General features: G+C 53.5%; 14 protein-coding genes. 5 read left to right on the top strand and 9 right to left on the bottom strand.

What is annotated here, in order from left to right; genetic code table 11:
• Positions 1–2: 2 nt before the first annotated feature.
• Positions 3–1235 (bottom strand): lipoprotein-releasing ABC transporter permease subunit, encoded by a 1233-nt coding sequence (locus SHEW_RS08460; protein ID WP_011865431.1) that lies wholly within the window; start codon positions 1233–1235, stop codon positions 3–5.
• A 95-nt stretch (positions 1236–1330) separates the two neighbouring features.
• Here SHEW_RS08460 and SHEW_RS08455 point away from each other — a divergent pair, with 95 nt between their 5' ends.
• The 3 genes from SHEW_RS08455 (at position 1331) to SHEW_RS08445 (ending at position 6401) form a co-directional block, all read left to right on the top strand.
• A complete protein-coding gene (locus SHEW_RS08455; protein ID WP_011865430.1) occupies positions 1331–1912 on the top strand; it encodes a hypothetical protein in 582 nt (193 codons plus the stop codon).
• Positions 1913–1987: 75 nt separating this feature from the next.
• Positions 1988–5470, top strand: coding sequence for a transcription-repair coupling factor (gene mfd / locus SHEW_RS08450; protein WP_011865429.1), 3483 nt, complete (start codon positions 1988–1990; stop codon positions 5468–5470).
• Positions 5463–6401 (top strand): peptidoglycan binding protein CsiV, encoded by a 939-nt coding sequence (locus tag SHEW_RS08445; protein ID WP_011865428.1) that lies wholly within the window; start codon positions 5463–5465, stop codon positions 6399–6401. The genes mfd and SHEW_RS08445 overlap by 8 nt, the downstream gene beginning before the upstream one ends.
• Positions 6402–6440: 39 nt before the next feature.
• Here the strand turns inward: SHEW_RS08445 and SHEW_RS08440 are convergent, their stop codons facing one another.
• The 3 genes from SHEW_RS08440 to nagZ form a co-directional block, all read right to left on the bottom strand.
• The gene (locus SHEW_RS08440; protein WP_011865427.1) at positions 6441–6710 is read right to left on the bottom strand and encodes an acylphosphatase; all 270 of its coding nucleotides are present in this window, start codon (positions 6708–6710) and stop codon (positions 6441–6443) included.
• 556 nt (positions 6711–7266) lie between these two features.
• On the bottom strand, positions 7267–7809 hold the full coding sequence (gene ycfP / locus SHEW_RS08435) for an alpha/beta hydrolase YcfP (RefSeq protein ID WP_011865426.1): 543 nt from the start codon (positions 7807–7809) through the stop codon (positions 7267–7269).
• Positions 7810–7884: 75 nt separating this feature from the next.
• Positions 7885–8898, bottom strand: coding sequence for a beta-N-acetylhexosaminidase (gene nagZ, locus SHEW_RS08430; protein ID WP_041406601.1), 1014 nt, complete (start codon positions 8896–8898; stop codon positions 7885–7887).
• 358 nt (positions 8899–9256) lie between these two features.
• Here nagZ and SHEW_RS08425 point away from each other — a divergent pair, with 358 nt between their 5' ends.
• Positions 9257–10633 (top strand): L-serine ammonia-lyase, encoded by a 1377-nt coding sequence (locus SHEW_RS08425; RefSeq protein WP_011865424.1) that lies wholly within the window; start codon positions 9257–9259, stop codon positions 10631–10633.
• 92 nt (positions 10634–10725) lie between these two features.
• On the opposite strand, the gene cysB is transcribed toward SHEW_RS08425, so the two are convergent.
• The gene (cysB, locus tag SHEW_RS08420; protein ID WP_011865423.1) at positions 10726–11700 is read right to left on the bottom strand and encodes an HTH-type transcriptional regulator CysB; all 975 of its coding nucleotides are present in this window, start codon (positions 11698–11700) and stop codon (positions 10726–10728) included.
• A 238-nt stretch (positions 11701–11938) separates the two neighbouring features.
• On the opposite strand from cysB, the gene SHEW_RS08415 reads away from it, so the two are divergent.
• Positions 11939–12715, top strand: a complete 777-nt coding sequence (locus tag SHEW_RS08415; RefSeq protein ID WP_011865422.1) for a hypothetical protein — start codon at positions 11939–11941, stop codon at positions 12713–12715.
• A 65-nt stretch (positions 12716–12780) separates the two neighbouring features.
• On the opposite strand, the gene pdxH is transcribed toward SHEW_RS08415, so the two are convergent.
• The 4 genes from pdxH to speA form a co-directional block, all read right to left on the bottom strand.
• Positions 12781–13437 (bottom strand): pyridoxamine 5'-phosphate oxidase, encoded by a 657-nt coding sequence (pdxH, locus tag SHEW_RS08410; protein WP_011865421.1) that lies wholly within the window; start codon positions 13435–13437, stop codon positions 12781–12783.
• A 27-nt stretch (positions 13438–13464) separates the two neighbouring features.
• Positions 13465–14388 carry an agmatinase gene (gene speB, locus SHEW_RS08405; protein WP_011865420.1) on the bottom strand — a complete coding sequence of 308 codons (924 nt, stop codon included), beginning with the start codon at positions 14386–14388 and terminating at the stop codon, positions 13465–13467.
• Positions 14389–14416: 28 nt separating this feature from the next.
• The gene (locus tag SHEW_RS08400) at positions 14417–15337 is read right to left on the bottom strand and encodes an adenosylmethionine decarboxylase (RefSeq protein ID WP_011865419.1); all 921 of its coding nucleotides are present in this window, start codon (positions 15335–15337) and stop codon (positions 14417–14419) included.
• A gap of 256 nt (positions 15338–15593) precedes the next feature.
• Entirely contained in the window at positions 15594–17507 is a 1914-nt protein-coding gene (speA, locus tag SHEW_RS08395) for a biosynthetic arginine decarboxylase (protein ID WP_011865418.1), read from the bottom strand.
• Between the last annotated feature and the right edge of the window lie 247 nt (positions 17508–17754).

The raw sequence follows: 17754 nt of genomic DNA, 5'->3' as shown, positions 1-17754 counted from the left end.
GATTATTCATACCTTAAAGCTGTGGCAGGTTGCACGCTTGCTGCCCGTAGTGCGGGATAAACGGTCGCTAAAAATGTGATGGCCAGGGTGCCAACGACGATCAGGGACAACTGGCCCCACTCGAGCTGCACCGGCAGACGTTGCCCCGCCCCGAGCACATGAATGCCGAGCATTGAGAAGAGTGTATTGATATTTAATGTGGCCAGCACGCCGATAGCCAGGCCGCCCACCAGGCCTAAGACGGCGTTGAGCGAGCCCTGGATCATGAAGATCCCCATGATGCTACCCGTGGTCAGGCCTTGGGTCTTGAGCACGGCAACGTCTGTGGTCTTATCCACCACCATCATCACCAGCGCCGAGACGATGTTAAAGGCCGCCACGGCGATGATCAGGCTGAGCATCAACGACATCATGTTCTTCTCCATCTTTACCGCAGAGAAGAGATGACCATAGTTTTCGCGCCAATCACTGGTGGTCACACTGTCACCGGCCGCCTCAAACGCGGCTTTAACCTTAGAAGCCAACTTGCTCGCCTTGAAGGGATCGGCCAGATAGAGGCGCAGCGACTTGATCTCATTGGGGGACTTGCGCATCAGACGCAGTGCATCCTCGTGATGCACGTAAGCCAGGCTCGCATCTACCTGAGATCCCATCTCAAACACGCCGGCTACGATAAACTTACGCTGACTCGGCACAGGCCCCAGCGGCGAATAGACTACCCCATCGCCACTGAGTACACGTATCTTATCGCCGGGTTTCACATCCAGACGACGCGCCAACTCGGCGCCAATGATGATGCGGTATTTGCCCGCCTCGAGACTATCGAGGGAGCCATTGAAGTGACGGTTCAGACGGGACAGATTGTCTTTTTCAAGCTCGGGATAGATACCATAAACCTGCACCGCACTGATGTTGCTCGGCGACTGTAACATGGCCTGGGTGGCCACGCTCGGGCTCATCGCCAGGATCTGCTTACCATCGATTAAGGTATTGGCGACATCTTGCCAGTGGCCAAGGTGCTGCTCACAGTGCACCGTCAGCTGCGGCACTGCGCCGAGAATGCGCTGCTTGAGCTGTCCCTCGAGACCATTCATCACAGAACTAACTATGATCAGGGCCGCAACCCCGAGCAAGATCCCCGACACGGCAAACAGGGTAATAAATGAGGCAAATGGATTGGCCTTACGTGCTCGCCAGTACCGATAACCTATGGTCCAAGATAACGCTAAATTCATGTTTGGCAGGGTCTCTTTGCGTCAGAGTCTTGATAAATCATTAAGATGGGCACGATAATAGGGGGAATAGCACCTTAAAAACAAGAGGCAATCCGTTGAACAGCCAATCAAACTCCTATTTTAGCGTCGCGCATGGGTTCGCCGCTTACCTATCGCCCTGGCCTAAGGAGCAGCCGCTGCCCAACGACTATGAGCTAAGAGGTATGCTGCCGCTCGGCATGCAGCTCATCAGCCAAGTCAAGGCGATGGAAGCCGACTGTCTACTCCAGCTCAGGCACCTGGATGATGAGGCGCGCACCGTGGTGGATTACCTCAAGCTACAGTCGCGCAAGATAGACCTGGTACTGCAACATGTGCTCGAGCAGCAGCCGCACGAGGGCGAGCACTGCAGTGGCCTGCATTTTGGCGGTAGCGGCTTACATCTTCTAAGCCCCACAAAATTGATACCCGGAGAGCGCTACCGCATCACACTGCATATCAGGGAGGCGCTTATCGCCATCCTCTGCATCGGTGAGTGCACCCGCTGTGACGATGAGGCCTCTGAAGGTGGTTTCGACTGCGAACTCAGCTTTATTCAAATTCTCGATGAGGATGTCGAGCAACTGGTCAAAGCCAGCCTGAATATTCAACAAAAACAATTACAACAACGCAAAAAACAGCAACAAGACCCGAGTTAGTTTTCACTGGCACTGACGGGGCTAAGTCTCTACAATGGCCGCATCATTGTCGATTGTTGGCCTTAGTCTGTTTTCATGAATGCTTTTTCCATCCTCACACCACCTAAAGTCAAAGGGGTTAAGTCGCCCCAAACCCTGAGCCAGTTAACCGGTGCCGCCCGGGCGATAAGCCTGGCTAAGCTGTGCGAGCAGTATAGCAGCATGACCTTAGTGGTGACGCCAGACACGCCCAGCGCGCTCAGGCTAGAGGCAGAGCTAGGCTACCTGTTAGCGCCAAAATCGATCCCCGTGATGCTGTTCCCCGACCGGGAGACCTTGCCTTACGACAGCTTCTCGCCCCACCAGGATCTGGTATCTCAACGGCTTGAGACCCTATCGCGGATCCCAAGCGCCGGCCATAGCCTGGTGATCGTGCCCATGAGCACCCTGATGGTGAAGTTGCCGCCGCAATCATTCTTAACCGGCAACGTCTTGCTGCTCAGCAAGGGTGACAACTATCCCCTGGAAGCGGTGCGCAGCCAGCTGGTCAATACCGGCTATCATCACGTGGAGCAGGTGTATGAGCATGGCGAGTTTGCCGTGCGCGGCTCTATCATAGATCTCTTCCCCATGGGCGCCCAGAGCCCCTATCGCATCGAGCTGTTCGATGATGAGGTCGAATCGATCCGCGAATTTGACCCGGAAACCCAACGCTCCAGCGGCGAGATTGAATCGATTCGCCTGCTGCCGGCCAAGGAGTTCCCGACCAATGACGCCGCCATCGAAGGGTTTCGCCAGCGTTACCGCCGCCAGTTTGAGGTAGTGGTCAAGGAGCCGGAGTCCATCTATCAGATGGTGAGCCGCAAGGTGATGCCCGCCGGGATCGAGAGCTACCTGCCCCTGTTCTTCGATGAGACGGCGAGCCTGTTTGACTATCTGCCCGGCGAGTGCCAATTGGTGCAGGTGGGCGATCTAGAGAATGCTGCCAAACACCACCTGCAGGAAATTAACCAGCGCTATGAGAACCGCCGGGTCGATCCCCTGAGGCCACTACTGCCGCCAAAGGATCTCTACCTGCTGACCGAACAGGTCTTCGAGGCCTTCAAACAGCTGCCGCGCTTCCTAATCAAGGGTAATGAAGCCACTGGCACCTGTGTTGAGGCCCAACTCGAGGCACTGCCTAACATCGCCGCCAACCATAAGCTGAAACAGCCACTTATCAGCCTTAAAGAATTTGCCAATGGCGGCACACCAATTTTATTCTGCGTCGAATCGGAAGGCCGCCGCGAGGCGCTGCTGGAACTGCTGGCCAAGATAGAGATTAAACCTGCGCTGCTGGACCATCTGGACAGCTTCAGCCATAAGCCTCAGCCCTTTGGCTTAATTGTTGCGCCGCTGTCTCAAGGCGCCATCTATCACCCCAAGAAGGGTCCTAGCTGGGCACTGGTGTGTGAAACCGAGCTGTTTGGTCAGCGCATCGCCCAGCAACGCAGACGAGATAAACAGCGTCAGGTAAGCCAGGATGCGCTTATCAAGGATCTGGCCGAGCTCAAAGTCGGTCAACCCATAGTGCATCTGGATCACGGCGTCGCCCTCTACCAGGGACTGGAAACCCTGGACACGGGCGGCCTGGTCGCCGAGTACCTGAAACTGGAATACGCCGGTGGCGACAAGCTCTATGTGCCTGTCGCCTCCCTCAACCTCATCAGCCAGTACAGTGTCGGGGCCGATGATGCACCGCAGCTCAACAAGCTGGGCAATGAGAGTTGGACCAAGGCCAAACGCAAGGCGATCGAGAAGATCCGCGACGTGGCCGCCGAACTGTTAGATGTCTACGCCCGCCGTCAGGCCCGCCCCGGCGAGGCCTGCCGATTGGATCGCGAAGAGTACGCTCAGTTTGCCGGCAGCTTCCCCTTCGAAGAAACCGTGGATCAGGAAACTGCCATCGACGCCGTGCTCACCGACATGTGCAGCCCCATCTCGATGGACCGCCTGGTGTGTGGCGACGTAGGCTTCGGTAAGACTGAGGTGGCGATGCGCGCCGCCTTCGTAGCGGTCAACGACGGCAAGCAGGTGGCTATCTTGGTACCTACCACGCTACTGGCTCAGCAGCACTATGAAAACTTTAAAGACAGGTTTGCCGACTGGCCGATCAAGATAGAGGTGATGTCACGCTTTAAGACTGCCAAGGAGCAACAGGCGGTGCTCAAGCAGCTGGAGCTTGGCCAGGTTGATATCGTTATCGGTACCCATAAGCTGCTGCAGTCTGAGGCCAAGTTTGAAAACTTAGGCCTGCTTATCATCGACGAGGAGCACAGGTTCGGCGTGCGTCAGAAGGAGAAGATCAAGGCCCTGCGCGCCAATATTGATATTTTGACCCTGACGGCAACCCCTATTCCGCGTACCCTCAACATGGCGATGTCTGGCATGCGCGATCTCTCCATCATCGCCACGCCGCCAGCCAAGCGCCTGGCGGTTAAGACCTTCGTGCGCGAATATGATGATGCCACGGTGCGCGAGGCGCTGCTGCGTGAGATCTTAAGGGGCGGCCAGGTCTATTTTCTCCACAATAGTGTCGAGACCATAGAGAAGCGCGCCCGGGAGATTGAGGCGCTACTGCCCGAGGCGCGAGTTGTCACCGCCCATGGTCAAATGAGAGAACGCGACCTTGAAAAGGTGATGTCTGACTTCTATCACCAGAAATACAATGTGCTGGTGTGTACCACCATCATAGAGACGGGCATCGACGTACCCAGCGCCAACACCATCATCATAGAGCGGGCCGATAACTTCGGCCTGGCGCAGCTGCATCAGCTCAGGGGCCGTGTGGGGCGCTCACATCATCAGGCCTACGCCTATCTGATGATGCCCCATCCAAAACGCATGACCAAGGATGCCATCAAGCGTCTGGAGGCCATTGGCGCGCTGGAAGATCTCGGCGCAGGCTTCATGCTGGCGACTCAAGATCTCGAGATCCGCGGCGCGGGTGAACTCCTGGGCGATGAGCAGAGCGGTCATATCTCCAAAATAGGCTTTACCCTCTACATGGAGATGCTGGAAGATGCGGTGAAATCCCTCAAGGAGGGCAAGGAGCCTTCCCTGGATCAGATGCTCAGGGGACAGTGTGAGATTGACCTGCGGATCCCAGCCCTGCTGCCGGAAGATTATGTGGGCGACGTTAACATCCGCCTGTCGCTCTATAAGCGTATCGCCAACTGCGCCACCGCCCAGGCACTGGACGAATTAAAGGTCGAGCTGATCGATCGCTTCGGCCTCTTGCCTCAGGCAACCAAGAACCTGATGGAGGTCTCGCTGTTCAAGCACCAGGCAACGGCGCTCGGCATCGCCAAGATAGAGATGCACGCCAAGGGCGGTAGCCTGGAATTTAATAACGATCACTGTGTAGATCCTGGCTTTATCATCGGACTATTACAGAGTCAGCCACAAAATTATCGTATGGACGGCCCAAGTAAGTTAAAATTCTTGATGCCGACAGAGACAGACAAGGATAGGTTAGCCCTGTTATCCCTGATCATCTCTCAACTCATGCAACATCGCCTTGGAGAACCGCGTGTTTAAAAAGAGTCTTTTATTGGTGACCACCCTTGCCTCACTATCCGGCGCCGCCTGGGCAGATAACGAGCGTTGGTTTGAGGTGGAAGTTTACCTGTTTGAGCGTCAGGGAAGTCAATTGGAAGAAACCTTGGCAAGCCCAGGCAATCGCCACACGCGTCAACCGATAGACATGATCTCGCCGCTGTTTGCCACGGATATTACCGGTGCCAGCCTGGGCCTCGAGGGCTGCAGCGCCCAGCAGTGGCTGGAAACGCCTGAAGATTGCGACAAGCAGCTGCAACAGGCGCAGGTGACTCAACCTAGCCAGATCCCAAGCACCATAGGCGCGCCAACCCCCCAATATGCCACCTTAGGGGCCGGCACTGTCTTATTGGCCGACTCCCAGTCGCAGTTTGGCGAGATGATTACCACCTTAAAGCGCGAAGCCGGACACAAGAGCCTGCTGCATATGACCTGGCAACAATCTATGCTGCCCCGTCATCTGGCGAAACCCGTGCGTCTCTACGGCGGTGAAGATTTCTCAGATCGCTTCAATGAGGATGGCTACGCGGTAAATGCGGCGCCCCAAAGTGATACCAGCGGCATTCCACAATTTAACTTCGATCTGAATTTCGAGGAGAAGCAGGCGCCCCCTATTTGGGCACTGGATGGCACGCTCAACATCTATCTGAACCATTACCTCTATGTGGAAACGGCGTTAACCCTGCACAGGGCTGGCAGTAAAGCGCAGCCACAGCTTGAGGATGAGACGGTAATGAGCCAGGTGCCTTATCTGTACAACATCTATATGACGCAGAATAAGCGTGTGAAGAGTGACGAAATCCATTATTTCGATCACCCTAACATGGGAATGATCTTACAGATCAGAAAGATGGAACAGCCCGGCGAGCGCACCCTCGAGGTGAGCCAGCCAAACGTGGTCCCGCAGAACTAAGCTAAATAGCTAGCTAATTGCTAGTTAGAAAACAGATAGCTAATAGACAGAAAAATCGAGGTAGATCTCATCTGCCTCGTCTTCCTCCACCAGCACGTTATCGACCACAGACTGAGGCGAACCCTGCTCACTCCAGGCGATGAAACGATCGACAGCTAAGCCGCCTCCCTGCAATAAAATCAGCACCCTGCCGTCTTCCAGGTTTTTGGCATACCCCGTCAGCCCCAATTCATTGGCTTTCAGCTGACTATATCGCCTGAAACACACGCCCTGAACCTTTCCCGATATTGTCAATAATACCCGCTTCATCTGCGCCTCGTTCTTCTTATCGATCTAACCCTTTGAAGATAACCTAAACTTGCGGGATGGGCAAAAAATAGACAAAAAAAACAGCTAACTAATAAAGTGGTTAGCTGCATCGGGCGACATACGCAAACTGGGAAAAGGTCTGTAAGACCATCATGTAGCAATATGTATCACTTTGTATCATAAAAGGGATAAGCTATGCTAGATTTGAATAACAAAAATTGTTAACCACTTACGCTCAGCTTCGAGCTAAAATCAGGATATTCGACCACTTTTTATCGCTTAGTCACCATAAGCCCCTGAAAAATGGCGATCAATACGCTGCAGAAAACGCCCTAAGCGCCTCCTCTCGACCAGCGAGGATTCAATCCAAACCTGCAAAGGCTTTTCGTTCACGTCATTTCCGAGGCAAAGCCGCTCATTTTTAGTACAAAAATAGGAATCAAGCGGCTTTATCAGACCACAGTATCGGGCCACATTGCCGTCACTAGTATCTGCACATCTAGTATCTGCACATAAAAAAAGGAGCCAGCTGGCTCCTTGTTAGGTACGAATCACGTTACTGCTGCTCTTTAAAGGCCTTTATCTCGGCGAGATGTGCGGCCAGCGAGGGAAACTTATGGCGCTGCTCCTCGTCCCAGACGATGGGATAGAAAGGCGCTAAGATGCTGGCCACCGCCTGATTGTCATGCACCTCGTCCTGGCGAGATAGGATACACATGCCCCGCCCCTTATGTTTCTCCCTAAACTGGCTGACACACTTGCTGGCAATATCGGCATACTCTTCCGGTCTGTCTATCTTGCCGAGCATATTGTCTTCCGGATGCAGATTAGGATTGATCATCACGGTTTTAAGGCCATTGAGAAAACCTATCCGCTCGGCCCAATAGCCGCCGAGGCCGACACCTATCGCCAGGGGCGCGGGATCGTCACTCTGGGTTAGCTGACGACTCACCTCGTTGAGCAGATACTGCATATCGTACTTAGGGTGAAGCGTGCTGTAGCTGATCAGCCGTACGTCGGGGTCGACAAACTGCAGCTGGCGCATTTTTTCATGGTTACCTGGACTGGTGGCGTCAAAACCGTGGAAATAGAGGATCATCCTGTTACCTGCTAACTGTATGTGAATATTAACTTTAGCTAACTCATCATAGGCTGTTGTTGCGCTACATCAAATTTAGCCCATACAGATCTGCTCTGCTATCCTTCTTGCCGCCAGATAACGAGATTCATCCTCCAGCGCCTTGGCAACCTGAGGTCTGTTGGCCAGCAGTTTACGCGCCGGCACCTGTGGACCTTGCTCAGGCCACTCAAACGAGGTTAACAGCTCGCTGACGCCCTGACTGTCATTACACAGCAAGATCATGTCACAGCCCGCCTTAATAGCGGCGCTGGCCCGCTCTGGGTAGCCACCCACCACGCCAGCCCCCTTCATGCCGAGATCGTCGGAGAAGATCACCCCATCGAACTTAAGCTCTTCACGCAGCACCTGCTTAAGCCAATAGGAGGAGAAACCCGCGGGATTGGGGTCGACCTTAGGATAGATCACGTGGGCCGGCATCACCCCTTGTAATCGCTTCGCCCCCATAAGATGCGCAAAGGGCACCATGTCCAGGGCGCGGATCTCGGCTTCGCTACGCTCATCCACCGGCTTGGCAATATGGGAGTCAGCCGCCACGCTGCCATGACCGGGGAAATGTTTACCCACGGCGGCCATGCCAGCATCCTGCATCCCTTGAATAAAGGCTTCGGCCAGGGCTATCACCTCATCGGGCTTATCGCTAAAGGCGCGGGTGCCAATCACCTGACTGATGCCGTTCAGATCCAGCACAGGGGCAAAACTTAAATCGATATCACAGGCCAGCAATTCAACGGCCATGAGAAAACCAAGCTCCCTCGCCCAGCCCTTGGCTAATTGAAGGTCTTGCTTTGCCGCTGGCAATATGTCGCCCATGGCGGGGATCTTACTAAAGCCGTCGATAAATCTTTGTACCCGCCCGCCTTCATGATCCACGGCGATAAGCAGATCGGGTCTAAGGGCACGCACCGAGGCCACCAAGGCGCAGAGCTGATCGCGATCTTGATAGTTGCGGGAAAACAATATCAGCCCGCCGACCATGGGATGCATCAACTGCGCTTGCTCCTGCGCATTCATCTCGGTGGATAACAAATCCATCATTAAATAACTCACAACTCCCCCTAGAAAAACTGTTAAATCAGTTTTATCGACGCCGATGATTAACAAATACTTAGCAAGGCAAAATCGTCTAAGTTTTTGTATACAATTGATAAAACCACAAACCTTCGGGCAGCTTTCCTCAGCCCTCTGCGATTAGCAATAGTATGCCTAATGCGAAACTCACTCTTGAAAAAAACTAATGCGAAAGCTGCGACTAAAGTATGGGATACTTAATAATTGACAATCTTAATGTGCTCGCAAGGTTAGCACAACGGGGCGACATTAACGCCCCTTCAGGCATGAATAATTAAATTGGCCTAAAATCACTGAGATTGAATAACGAAAATAATGATTACAACAGGGTTTTATAATGATTAGCGTTTTTGACATGTTTAAAATTGGTATCGGGCCCTCAAGCTCCCATACCGTAGGCCCGATGAAAGCGGGTAATATCTTCATTCAAGATTTAGAAAAACATGGTCATCTAGCAGAAACAGATGAGCTGAGATCTGAGCTGTTTGGCTCACTCGGCCAAACTGGTAAGGGCCACGGCACGGGTAAGGCCGTGATCTTAGGCCTGATGGGCGAAGCCCCTGAAACCGTTGATACCGACAAGATCGATGCCACCCTGGCACAGGTTCATGACACACAAAGCTTAACCATGCCAAACAACAAGGTAGTGCGCTTCAGCCGTGAAGATGGCATCACCTACCACAGACGCAAGAGTCTGCCGGCCCACGCCAATGCCATGACCCTCTACGCCTATGCCAAGGGCAACTGCATCTATCAGCGTACCTATTACTCTGTCGGTGGCGGCTTCATCTTAGATGAAGATGAAATTCTGGCCCAGGATGCCTCGCCAGCCTCCCCTATCGAAGCCGCGCCCTATGACTTTAACAGCGCCGCCGAGCTGCTGGATATGTGTGTCGAGAACGGCCTGAGCATCTCTGCGCTGATGATGGAGAACGAACTCTCTATTGCCAGCGAGAAAGAGGTGAAGGAGCGTCTGTGGACCATATGGCAGACCATGAAAAGCTGCGTCGAGCGCGGTTATCAGAAGGAAGGCATACTCCCGGGCGGGCTGAAACTCAGACGCCGCGCCCCGGCGCTCTACCGCCGCCTCAAGGCCGAGAGCAAGACAGTGGTCGATCCGCTCACCGCCATGGACTGGGTCGATCTGTTTGCCCTGGCCGTGAACGAGCAAAATGCCGCAGGCGATCGCGTGGTGACTGCGCCGACCAACGGCGCCGCCGGCATCATCCCTGCCGTACTCTGCTACTACGACACCTTCGTTCAAGAGGTGGATCTGGATATCTGCTGTCAGTACCTGTTGACCGCAGCCGCCATCGGCATTCTCTACAAGAAGAACGCCTCTATCTCAGGCGCCGAAGTGGGCTGTCAGGGTGAAGTCGGCGTGGCCTGCTCTATGGCCGCCGCCGCGCTCACAGAGATCATGGGCGGCACGGTTGAACATGTGGAGAACGCCGCCGAGATCGGCATGGAGCACAACCTGGGGCTGACCTGCGACCCAGTCGGAGGCTTGGTGCAGGTGCCTTGCATCGAGCGTAACGCCATGGGCGCGGTGAAGGCAATCAACGCCTCACGCCTGGCGATGCGCGGCGACGGCAACCATAAGGTCTCTCTGGATAAGGTGATCAAGACCATGATGGATACCGGCAAGGATATGCGCAGCAAGTACAAGGAAACCGCCAAGGGCGGCCTGGCGGTTAACATAGTCGAGTGTTAATCGGCAATGAATGAAACATAAAAAACTCGCCCTAGGGCGAGTTTTTTTATGGCTACACATCAGCTTATCTTAGCTAAGCTCAAACGCTCGCCTTAACGGATCGGCAGCTCCACATCCGCAAACAGGTTTTCAATCAGCTGAGGGTCTCTAAGGGCCACCGCCTTCTCAACAATATCTTTGGTCAGGTGCGGCGCAAAATGCTCAATAAACTCATACATATAATTACGCAGGAAATTGCCCTTCCTAAAACCTATCTTAGTGGTGCTGTGGGCAAACAGATGGCTGGCATCTATGGCCACCAAGTCTTTATCTATCACAGGGTCCACCGCCATGGAGGCGATCACCCCAACCCCTAGGCCCAATCTGACATAGGTCTTAAGCACATCGGCGCTGGTCGCGGTAAACACCACTCTCGGGTCGATACCGGCGCGATTGAAGGCCTTCTCAATTTCAGATTCTCTATCGAAACCAAACACATAGGTTACCAGCGGGAAACGGCCTAAGTCTTCGATGCTGATCTGAGTGCGCGAAGCCAGTGGATGATCTTTGGTCACCACGATGGAGCGATTCCAGTGGTAGCAAGGCAGCATGATGAGGTCCGTATAGAGGTGCATCCCCTCGGTGGCGATGGCAAAGTCCGCATCGCCCCTCGCCGCCAACTCGCTGATCTGCGAAGGCGTGCCTTGATGCATGTGTAGATTCACCTTAGGGTAACGGTCGATAAAGGCACGGATGATCCCAGGCAAGGCATATCGCGCCTGGGTATCTGTGGTGGCAATATTCAGCTCACCCTGATCCGGCTTGGTATACTCCTCGGCAACCTTCTTGATGCTCTCGACCTTGCCCAAAATGTCGTTGGCGATATTGATCACCTGCTGACCGGCTGGCGTCACATGAGTCAGATGCTTACCGCTACGGCCAAAGATCTGAATGCCCAGCTCATCTTCGAGCATACGCACCTGTTTACTGATCCCAGGCTGAGAGGTGTAAAGATTCTCAGCGGTCGCCGACACATTAAGGTTGTGATTCACCACTTCGGCAATGTATCTGAGTTGTTGCAGCTTCATCGTCTTTCCTTTGCAAAGGTCAGTGTCTCAAAGAGAGCCACGGCCTGAAATCGGTACCCTAACATAAGAGTTAGTATAAGAATTAGTTATAGTACAGGCGAAAAATTAAATCAAAGGGGAATATAGCATAGAGGTGAGATGAATCACACGACATAAAGAGAAAGCTAGTCTAAGATAACTATGCTAGCGTGTTGATTTATAGTAGCATTAATGGAATTGCATAAAAATTGGTAGATCTATGATATTTACTTTGGTTCTGATCCTCATCGGTGCATTGCTGCTATTGGTTATTGGCATCAATGTAATCCAACAACAAAAAGAACGTGCCGAGGCCGAGCGAAGAACAGAATTAGCCAGACAAAGAGCCATCATCGACGAAACCGAGAACGTGCTCTCCTGCACCGGAATGTTTCCCTGCTCGACCAATCTGGTATTGATCCTCTACAGAAGAGTGCAAGAAGCCTTAAGCCAGTCTGTAAGCCTTGGTGGACCACAGACTGCGGATTATCAGCGTCGTCTCACCGACCTTACCGGCCAGGTCGAAAACCTGCAAAACGCCCAGAAACAGACCCCTGCCATCGAAAGCTTTCGCCTGCCCGATACCGACAAGCAGATCCTGGATCTGGTTAAGGTACTGAAAAAACTCAAGGCTATCCTGCGCGCCGAGCACAACAAGGGCAAGGTCGACCCCAATATCTTTGCCCAGGAAGAGGCTCGCGTGGACAGCCTGCAACTCAGAATCAATGTGGATTCTATGCTGTCACGCGCCCGTAGTGCCTGCTTCATGAAGCAATACGGCTCCGCCAAGCAGATGGTCACTAAGGCATTGGCGACCCTGCACACCATCAAGGGTCTGACCCCTAACGATCCCTTTATCGCCAAGAAGGTGGATGAAGCCAAGTTGCTACTCGATGAGATCATGGGCGCCCAGAAGATGGCGCAGCCTAACGCGCCGCAGCAGAAGAGCGACGAAGATGATATCGACGTGCTGTTCCAGCCAAAGAAGAAATGGTAACGGCAGCCTAAGACAAAAAAACCACCGCATTGCGGTGGTTTTTTTTATCGCGATTATCGGAAAGCTTAAGGCGCCAGGCGGTCGATATCCCAGCCGCCTTCTTTAAGACTTGAATCTTTACGGCTGTAGAGGAAGCGATCGTGCAGGCGATATTCACCGCCCTGCCAGAACTCTATGCTGCTAGGACGCACCCGGTAACCACCCCAAAACTTAGGCAGCGGCACCTCACCCTGGCTGAACTTGGCCTTCATCTCGGCAAACTTGCTCTCCAGCGCTTGGCGCGCCGAGATCTTGCTCGATTGCTTCGACACCCAGGCGGCGATCTGACTCTCTTTGGGCCGCGTCACGAAGTACTTAAGCACCTCAGTGGTCGAAAGCTGCTCCGCCACACCCGTCACCGCCACCTGACGCTCCAGGGCGTGCCAGGGAAACAGCAGACTCACCTTGTTGTTGTGGGCTATCTGCTCCGCCTTGCGACTGGCCAGGTTAGTGAAAAACACAAAGCCGTTGTCATCGAAACGTTTTAAGAGCACGATACGCTGAAACGGCTGCCCCTCGGCATCGACGGTTGCCACCGACATGGCCGTGGGATCCGGCAGGATCTCCGAATCCCTAATCTGCTCTATCCATTTCTCAAACAGCACCATGGGGTTGTCGGGCAGCTCCTCTCGGTGCAGCCCGCCCAGGGTGTATTCTCGTCTAATATCACTTAAGTTCGACATCTGCTTCCTTACCCTGTCCCGTATTGCTTACTTCTTATGGGCGCAGGCCCAAACGTGTAGCATCTCAAGGCCTAAGGTGGCCCCGGCCAGTGCGGTGATCTCGGCGCTGTCGTAGGCTGGCGCCACTTCGACCACATCCATACCGACAACATTCATGCCGCGCAGGCCGCGAATGATCTTCATCGCCTTGTCGCTGGTGAGACCGCCACATACAGGCGTGCCTGTGCCCGGTGCGAAGGCTGGATCCAGACAGTCGATGTCGAAGGTGACATACAATGGCATATCACCGACACGATCTTTAATCTGAGCCACTATCTCATCGGCAGTCATCTCGTTAGCGGCGGCCGCATCGATCACCTTGAACAGATGGCTTGGCTTGTCATATTCGGTACGGATCCCCACCTGCACTGAGTGAGAAGCATCGATGATGCCCTCATTTGGCGCGTGGAAGAACATGGTGCCGTGGTCATACTTGCTGCCCTGGCTATAGGTGTCTGTGTGCGCATCGAAATGCAGCAGTGCCATCTTGCCATGCTTCTTGTAGTGAGCACGCAGCAGCGGCAGGGTCACGAAGTGATCGCCACCAAAGCTCATTAGCGCCTTGCCAGAGTCGAGCACGGCCGTCGCGAAGTCTTCGACACGTTGGGTGAAATCGGCTGCATCACCGCAATCGAACACCAGATCGCCCGCATCGACCATTTTCAGGTGATCGGACAACTTAAAGTCCCATGGCCAGCGGCACTCTTCCCAGGCCAGATTGACCGACGCCTGACGGATAGCGCCAGGACCCATACGGCCGCCAGAACGACCCGTAGTGGCCATATCAAACGGCAAACCTATTACCACCACATCGGCATCGCTCTCGAGCGGTTTAAAATCCAGTGGCTGTCTTAAATAACCAAATGCATTTGAGTAAAGCGAGTAATCAGGCTTATCTGCAATAGTGGTCATATTTGCTCCAAATCTATAGAAGTAAAGATCACAACGCAACGGGCAGCAATTGCTCACAATCGCGCTGTTTATAGTGTTTTACATACAGGCCTTGGCCATCCGCCAAGGCAAGTTCGCCCCGGGCCTCTAGGCTATACTGTTTGGCGCAGTATGCTAACGTCTCGGCTTCATATCCTGCCAAGTCCCAGCTTACCGGATTTAAGCGGTTTAACAACTTACCTACTATACCGTTAAGCCCTGCGCCGAGCGACAAATTCGTTTCCAGGCTCACATAGGAGCTCGTCTCTTGCGGGGTGATGTGCAAGGTAAAATAATCTTCTCCCCTGATGGCGTTGAGGGAATAACCCAGTGGCGAGAACAGGTGCGCATCAATATCAAAACCGCTCAGTAGCTGAGATAAATTAAGCCGGCTGGCTATCCCCGCAATCGTTTGCCCATCGCTGAGCAGATAATCGGCCAGCTCACCGCGAATATGGTACATCTGCACCGTCTGGGCGGGTTTAAGCCTTACCTTACTGCCAGAGAAGAAAATATGATGGTGATGACCATCTAAATGGCCTATGCGGTAGGCGGCGCCGCTTAGCATGGTGCCAAGCCGGGCGATATCCTCTTCGAAGCGGCTAGTCTGTAAGGCGGGTAAGATCTCGCTCTTACGCTGATAACTCAGGCTGGCAATCTGATCGCGACCCAGTGACTCCACCAGGGAAAGTACGGTCTCGATTAGCCGTGTGTTGCCACAGGTGATCAGCACCAGACTATCGTGCCAGACAAACAGGCTAGATTCGCTGAGCAGGTAAGCATCGCACTGCTCACTGCTCAGCTTTGAGAGGATCTCTGTATCACTCTTGGCCAGGGCGCGGCGCCAATACGCATCGCCCAACGCCCTAAGCGACGGACAACCCGCCGCCAGCGTCAGCGATAAGCGCTTCTCCGCCCCTTCAAAATACATCGACCCGCTCCTCATCGTCTAATACCAATCCTAATAAATAGCTGGTCATGGTAAATAACTGGTCATGCTAGCTTGTTAAAACGTCCGATAACGGCGTTACTATTTTTGATTGTAGAATAACTACTTATCGAAAAATCTCGCCTTGTTCTCGGCCGTTTTTCCTGTGCTATTTCTGATCACTTACTTGCCGTGATTGGTATAACAGGATCCCGGCAGCCTTAGCCGAGATCCCAGGCGAAACAGGCTAGCCTGCCAATCAGGAGAAATCTTCCAGATAGGTGTAGCCCTTCAGTCCAATCTGCAACTCTTCGAGAATATTGGCGCGCTCATCTTCCTGAATGTGCAGGTTCACCAGCTCCTCATAGGTACGCATGAAAGAGACGGCGTCCAGGTTAACGTAACGCAGCACATCGGCAACCGTATCACCGGCCAGAACCGACTCGATATTCACCAGGCCATCGTCGTCCAGTCGCACCACGGCAGAGTTAGTATCGCCGAACAGGTTATGCATATCCCCGAGGATCTCCTGGTAGGCACCCACCAGGAAGAAACCGATAAGATATGGGCTCTCAGCGCTCCACGCAGGTACCGGCAGTGTGGTTTCGATACCCTGACCATCTACGTACTGATCCACAGTGCCGTCAGAGTCACAGGTAATGTCCAGCATCACGGCGCGGCGCTCAGGTTTCTTATCCAGACCACTTAGCGGCATCACAGGGAACACCTGATCGATACCCCAGGCATCTGGCAGCGATTGGAACAGCGAGAAGTTCACGAAGAACTTGTCCGCCAGCTTCTCGTTAAGCTCATCGATCACCGGGCGGTGGAAACGATACTTACCGCTCATCACACCCTTCAGCTCGTAACAGACACGCAGGTTCATCTGCTCTGCCCAGGCTCTGTCGGACAGGCTCATCTGCCCTAGGGCAAACAGCGAGTGCACCTCGGCCAGGTCGCTTTGCACATCGTGGTAGATCTCGATAAGGGCGCGTTGATCAGCGCGGCCACTCACCTCACCCCATGAATCCCACATGTTTTTGAGCTGCTGCGGCGCTTCTTCATCCGGCGCTTGCAGATCTTCAGGCTTATAGGCCTCTGTGCCAATCACGTCGGTGATCAACACTGCGTGGTGAGCCGTCAGGTAACGACCAGACTCAGAGATCAGACGCGGCATTGGCTGATCGTGTTCGCGACACATGTCGTTCAGCACGCTGACGATGTTGTTGGCGTATTCCGTCAGGCCATAGTTCATCGAGTTGCTGCTCTGGCTACGGGTACCGTCATAGTCCACCGCCAGGCCACCACCCACGTCGAAACATTTAACGTTGGCGCCCATCTTCTGCAGTTCACAGTAGAAACGGCCCGCCTCGCTCACACCGCTGCGGATATCGCGGATGTTGGCGATTTGCGATCCCAGGTGGAAGTGCAGCAGCTGTAGGCTGTCGAGCATGTCTTCGTCTTTCAGTGAGTTGATCACGTTCAGCACCTGAGCCGCAGACAGACCAAACTTAGACTTCTCGCCGCCGCTGGCTTGCCACTTGCCCTTACCCTGAAAGGCTAGACGCACGCGCAGACCCAGACGCGGGGTCACCCCCAGTTTCTTGGCTTCTTCGAGGACGACTTTCAGCTCAGACAGCTTCTCGAGCACGATATAGACCTGATGGCCGAGCTTCTCGCCGATCAGCGCCAGGCGGATATATTCCACATCTTTGTAGCCGTTACAGATGATCACCGAGCTGGCCTTCTGCGCCATGGCGAGTACCGCCATCAGCTCAGGCTTACTGCCGGCCTCAAGACCCAGCTGTGGTACCTCTTTAGACACCTGACTTGCTAGGATCTCTTCGACCACAGTTTGCTGTTGGTTCACCTTGATGGGGTAGACAAGCAGATAGTCTGACTGATAGTCATAACGGGTGATCGCCTGATTGAAGGCGTTACACAAGCTGTTGACTCTGTGATGCAAGATCTGCGGGAAGCGCACCAACACAGGCAAGGCCACGCCGGATTTCACCATATCCTTAGCGAGTTCATTTAACCCTATAGTGTGCTCAGGATGATTAGGATCGGGGGACACCGTCACCTCACCGGCCTCGCTTATGCCGTAGAGCCCAGAGCTCCAGTAATTAACGTTATAACCAACATAAGCATCTTTAATAGACCAATTACTCATATTCTCTCAACCTGTCTATTTACATTCATATTCGGCAGCTGCTTTGTCTGCCAACACATTAATGTTACTTACTATCGCACCTATCAGGTAAATAAGCCGCAACATCAACACCGTTTTTGGGTGTCAGATATCGAAGTTATCCTTCGAGTCCCCGCCATATTAGTTAACTCAATTTATACTTGTCTAAAGTAAAAAAAGGCGCGCAATTAAACCCCTGAATTTAACTAAATGCAAGTATCATTATCAC

The sequence above is a fragment of the Shewanella loihica PV-4 genome (genome assembly GCF_000016065.1).
In the GTDB taxonomy this organism is placed as follows: Bacteria; Pseudomonadota; Gammaproteobacteria; order Enterobacterales; family Shewanellaceae; genus Shewanella; species Shewanella loihica.
The sequence above is the reverse complement of the archived record's forward strand: the minus strand, read 5'-3'. Positions and strand labels throughout refer to the sequence as shown.

Excerpts from the sequence above, each read along its gene's own strand:
- SHEW_RS08400 (WP_011865419.1), bottom strand. The coding sequence starts at position 15,337 with ATGTATTTTGAAGGGGCGGAGAAGCGCTTATCGCTGACGCTGGCGGCG.
- SHEW_RS08415 (WP_011865422.1), top strand. The coding sequence starts at position 11,939 with ATGATATTTACTTTGGTTCTGATCCTCATCGGTGCATTGCTGCTATTG.
- SHEW_RS08425 (WP_011865424.1), top strand. The coding sequence starts at position 9,257 with ATGATTAGCGTTTTTGACATGTTTAAAATTGGTATCGGGCCCTCAAGC.
- ycfP (WP_011865426.1), bottom strand. The coding sequence starts at position 7,809 with ATGATCCTCTATTTCCACGGTTTTGACGCCACCAGTCCAGGTAACCAT.
- SHEW_RS08460 (WP_011865431.1), bottom strand. The coding sequence starts at position 1,235 with ATGAATTTAGCGTTATCTTGGACCATAGGTTATCGGTACTGGCGAGCA.
- speB (WP_011865420.1), bottom strand. The coding sequence starts at position 14,388 with ATGACCACTATTGCAGATAAGCCTGATTACTCGCTTTACTCAAATGCA.
- speA (WP_011865418.1), bottom strand. The coding sequence starts at position 17,507 with ATGAGTAATTGGTCTATTAAAGATGCTTATGTTGGTTATAACGTTAAT.
- cysB (WP_011865423.1), bottom strand. The coding sequence starts at position 11,700 with ATGAAGCTGCAACAACTCAGATACATTGCCGAAGTGGTGAATCACAAC.
- mfd (WP_011865429.1), top strand. The coding sequence starts at position 1,988 with ATGAATGCTTTTTCCATCCTCACACCACCTAAAGTCAAAGGGGTTAAG.
- pdxH (WP_011865421.1), bottom strand. The coding sequence starts at position 13,437 with ATGTCGAACTTAAGTGATATTAGACGAGAATACACCCTGGGCGGGCTG.
- SHEW_RS08440 (WP_011865427.1), bottom strand. The coding sequence starts at position 6,710 with ATGAAGCGGGTATTATTGACAATATCGGGAAAGGTTCAGGGCGTGTGT.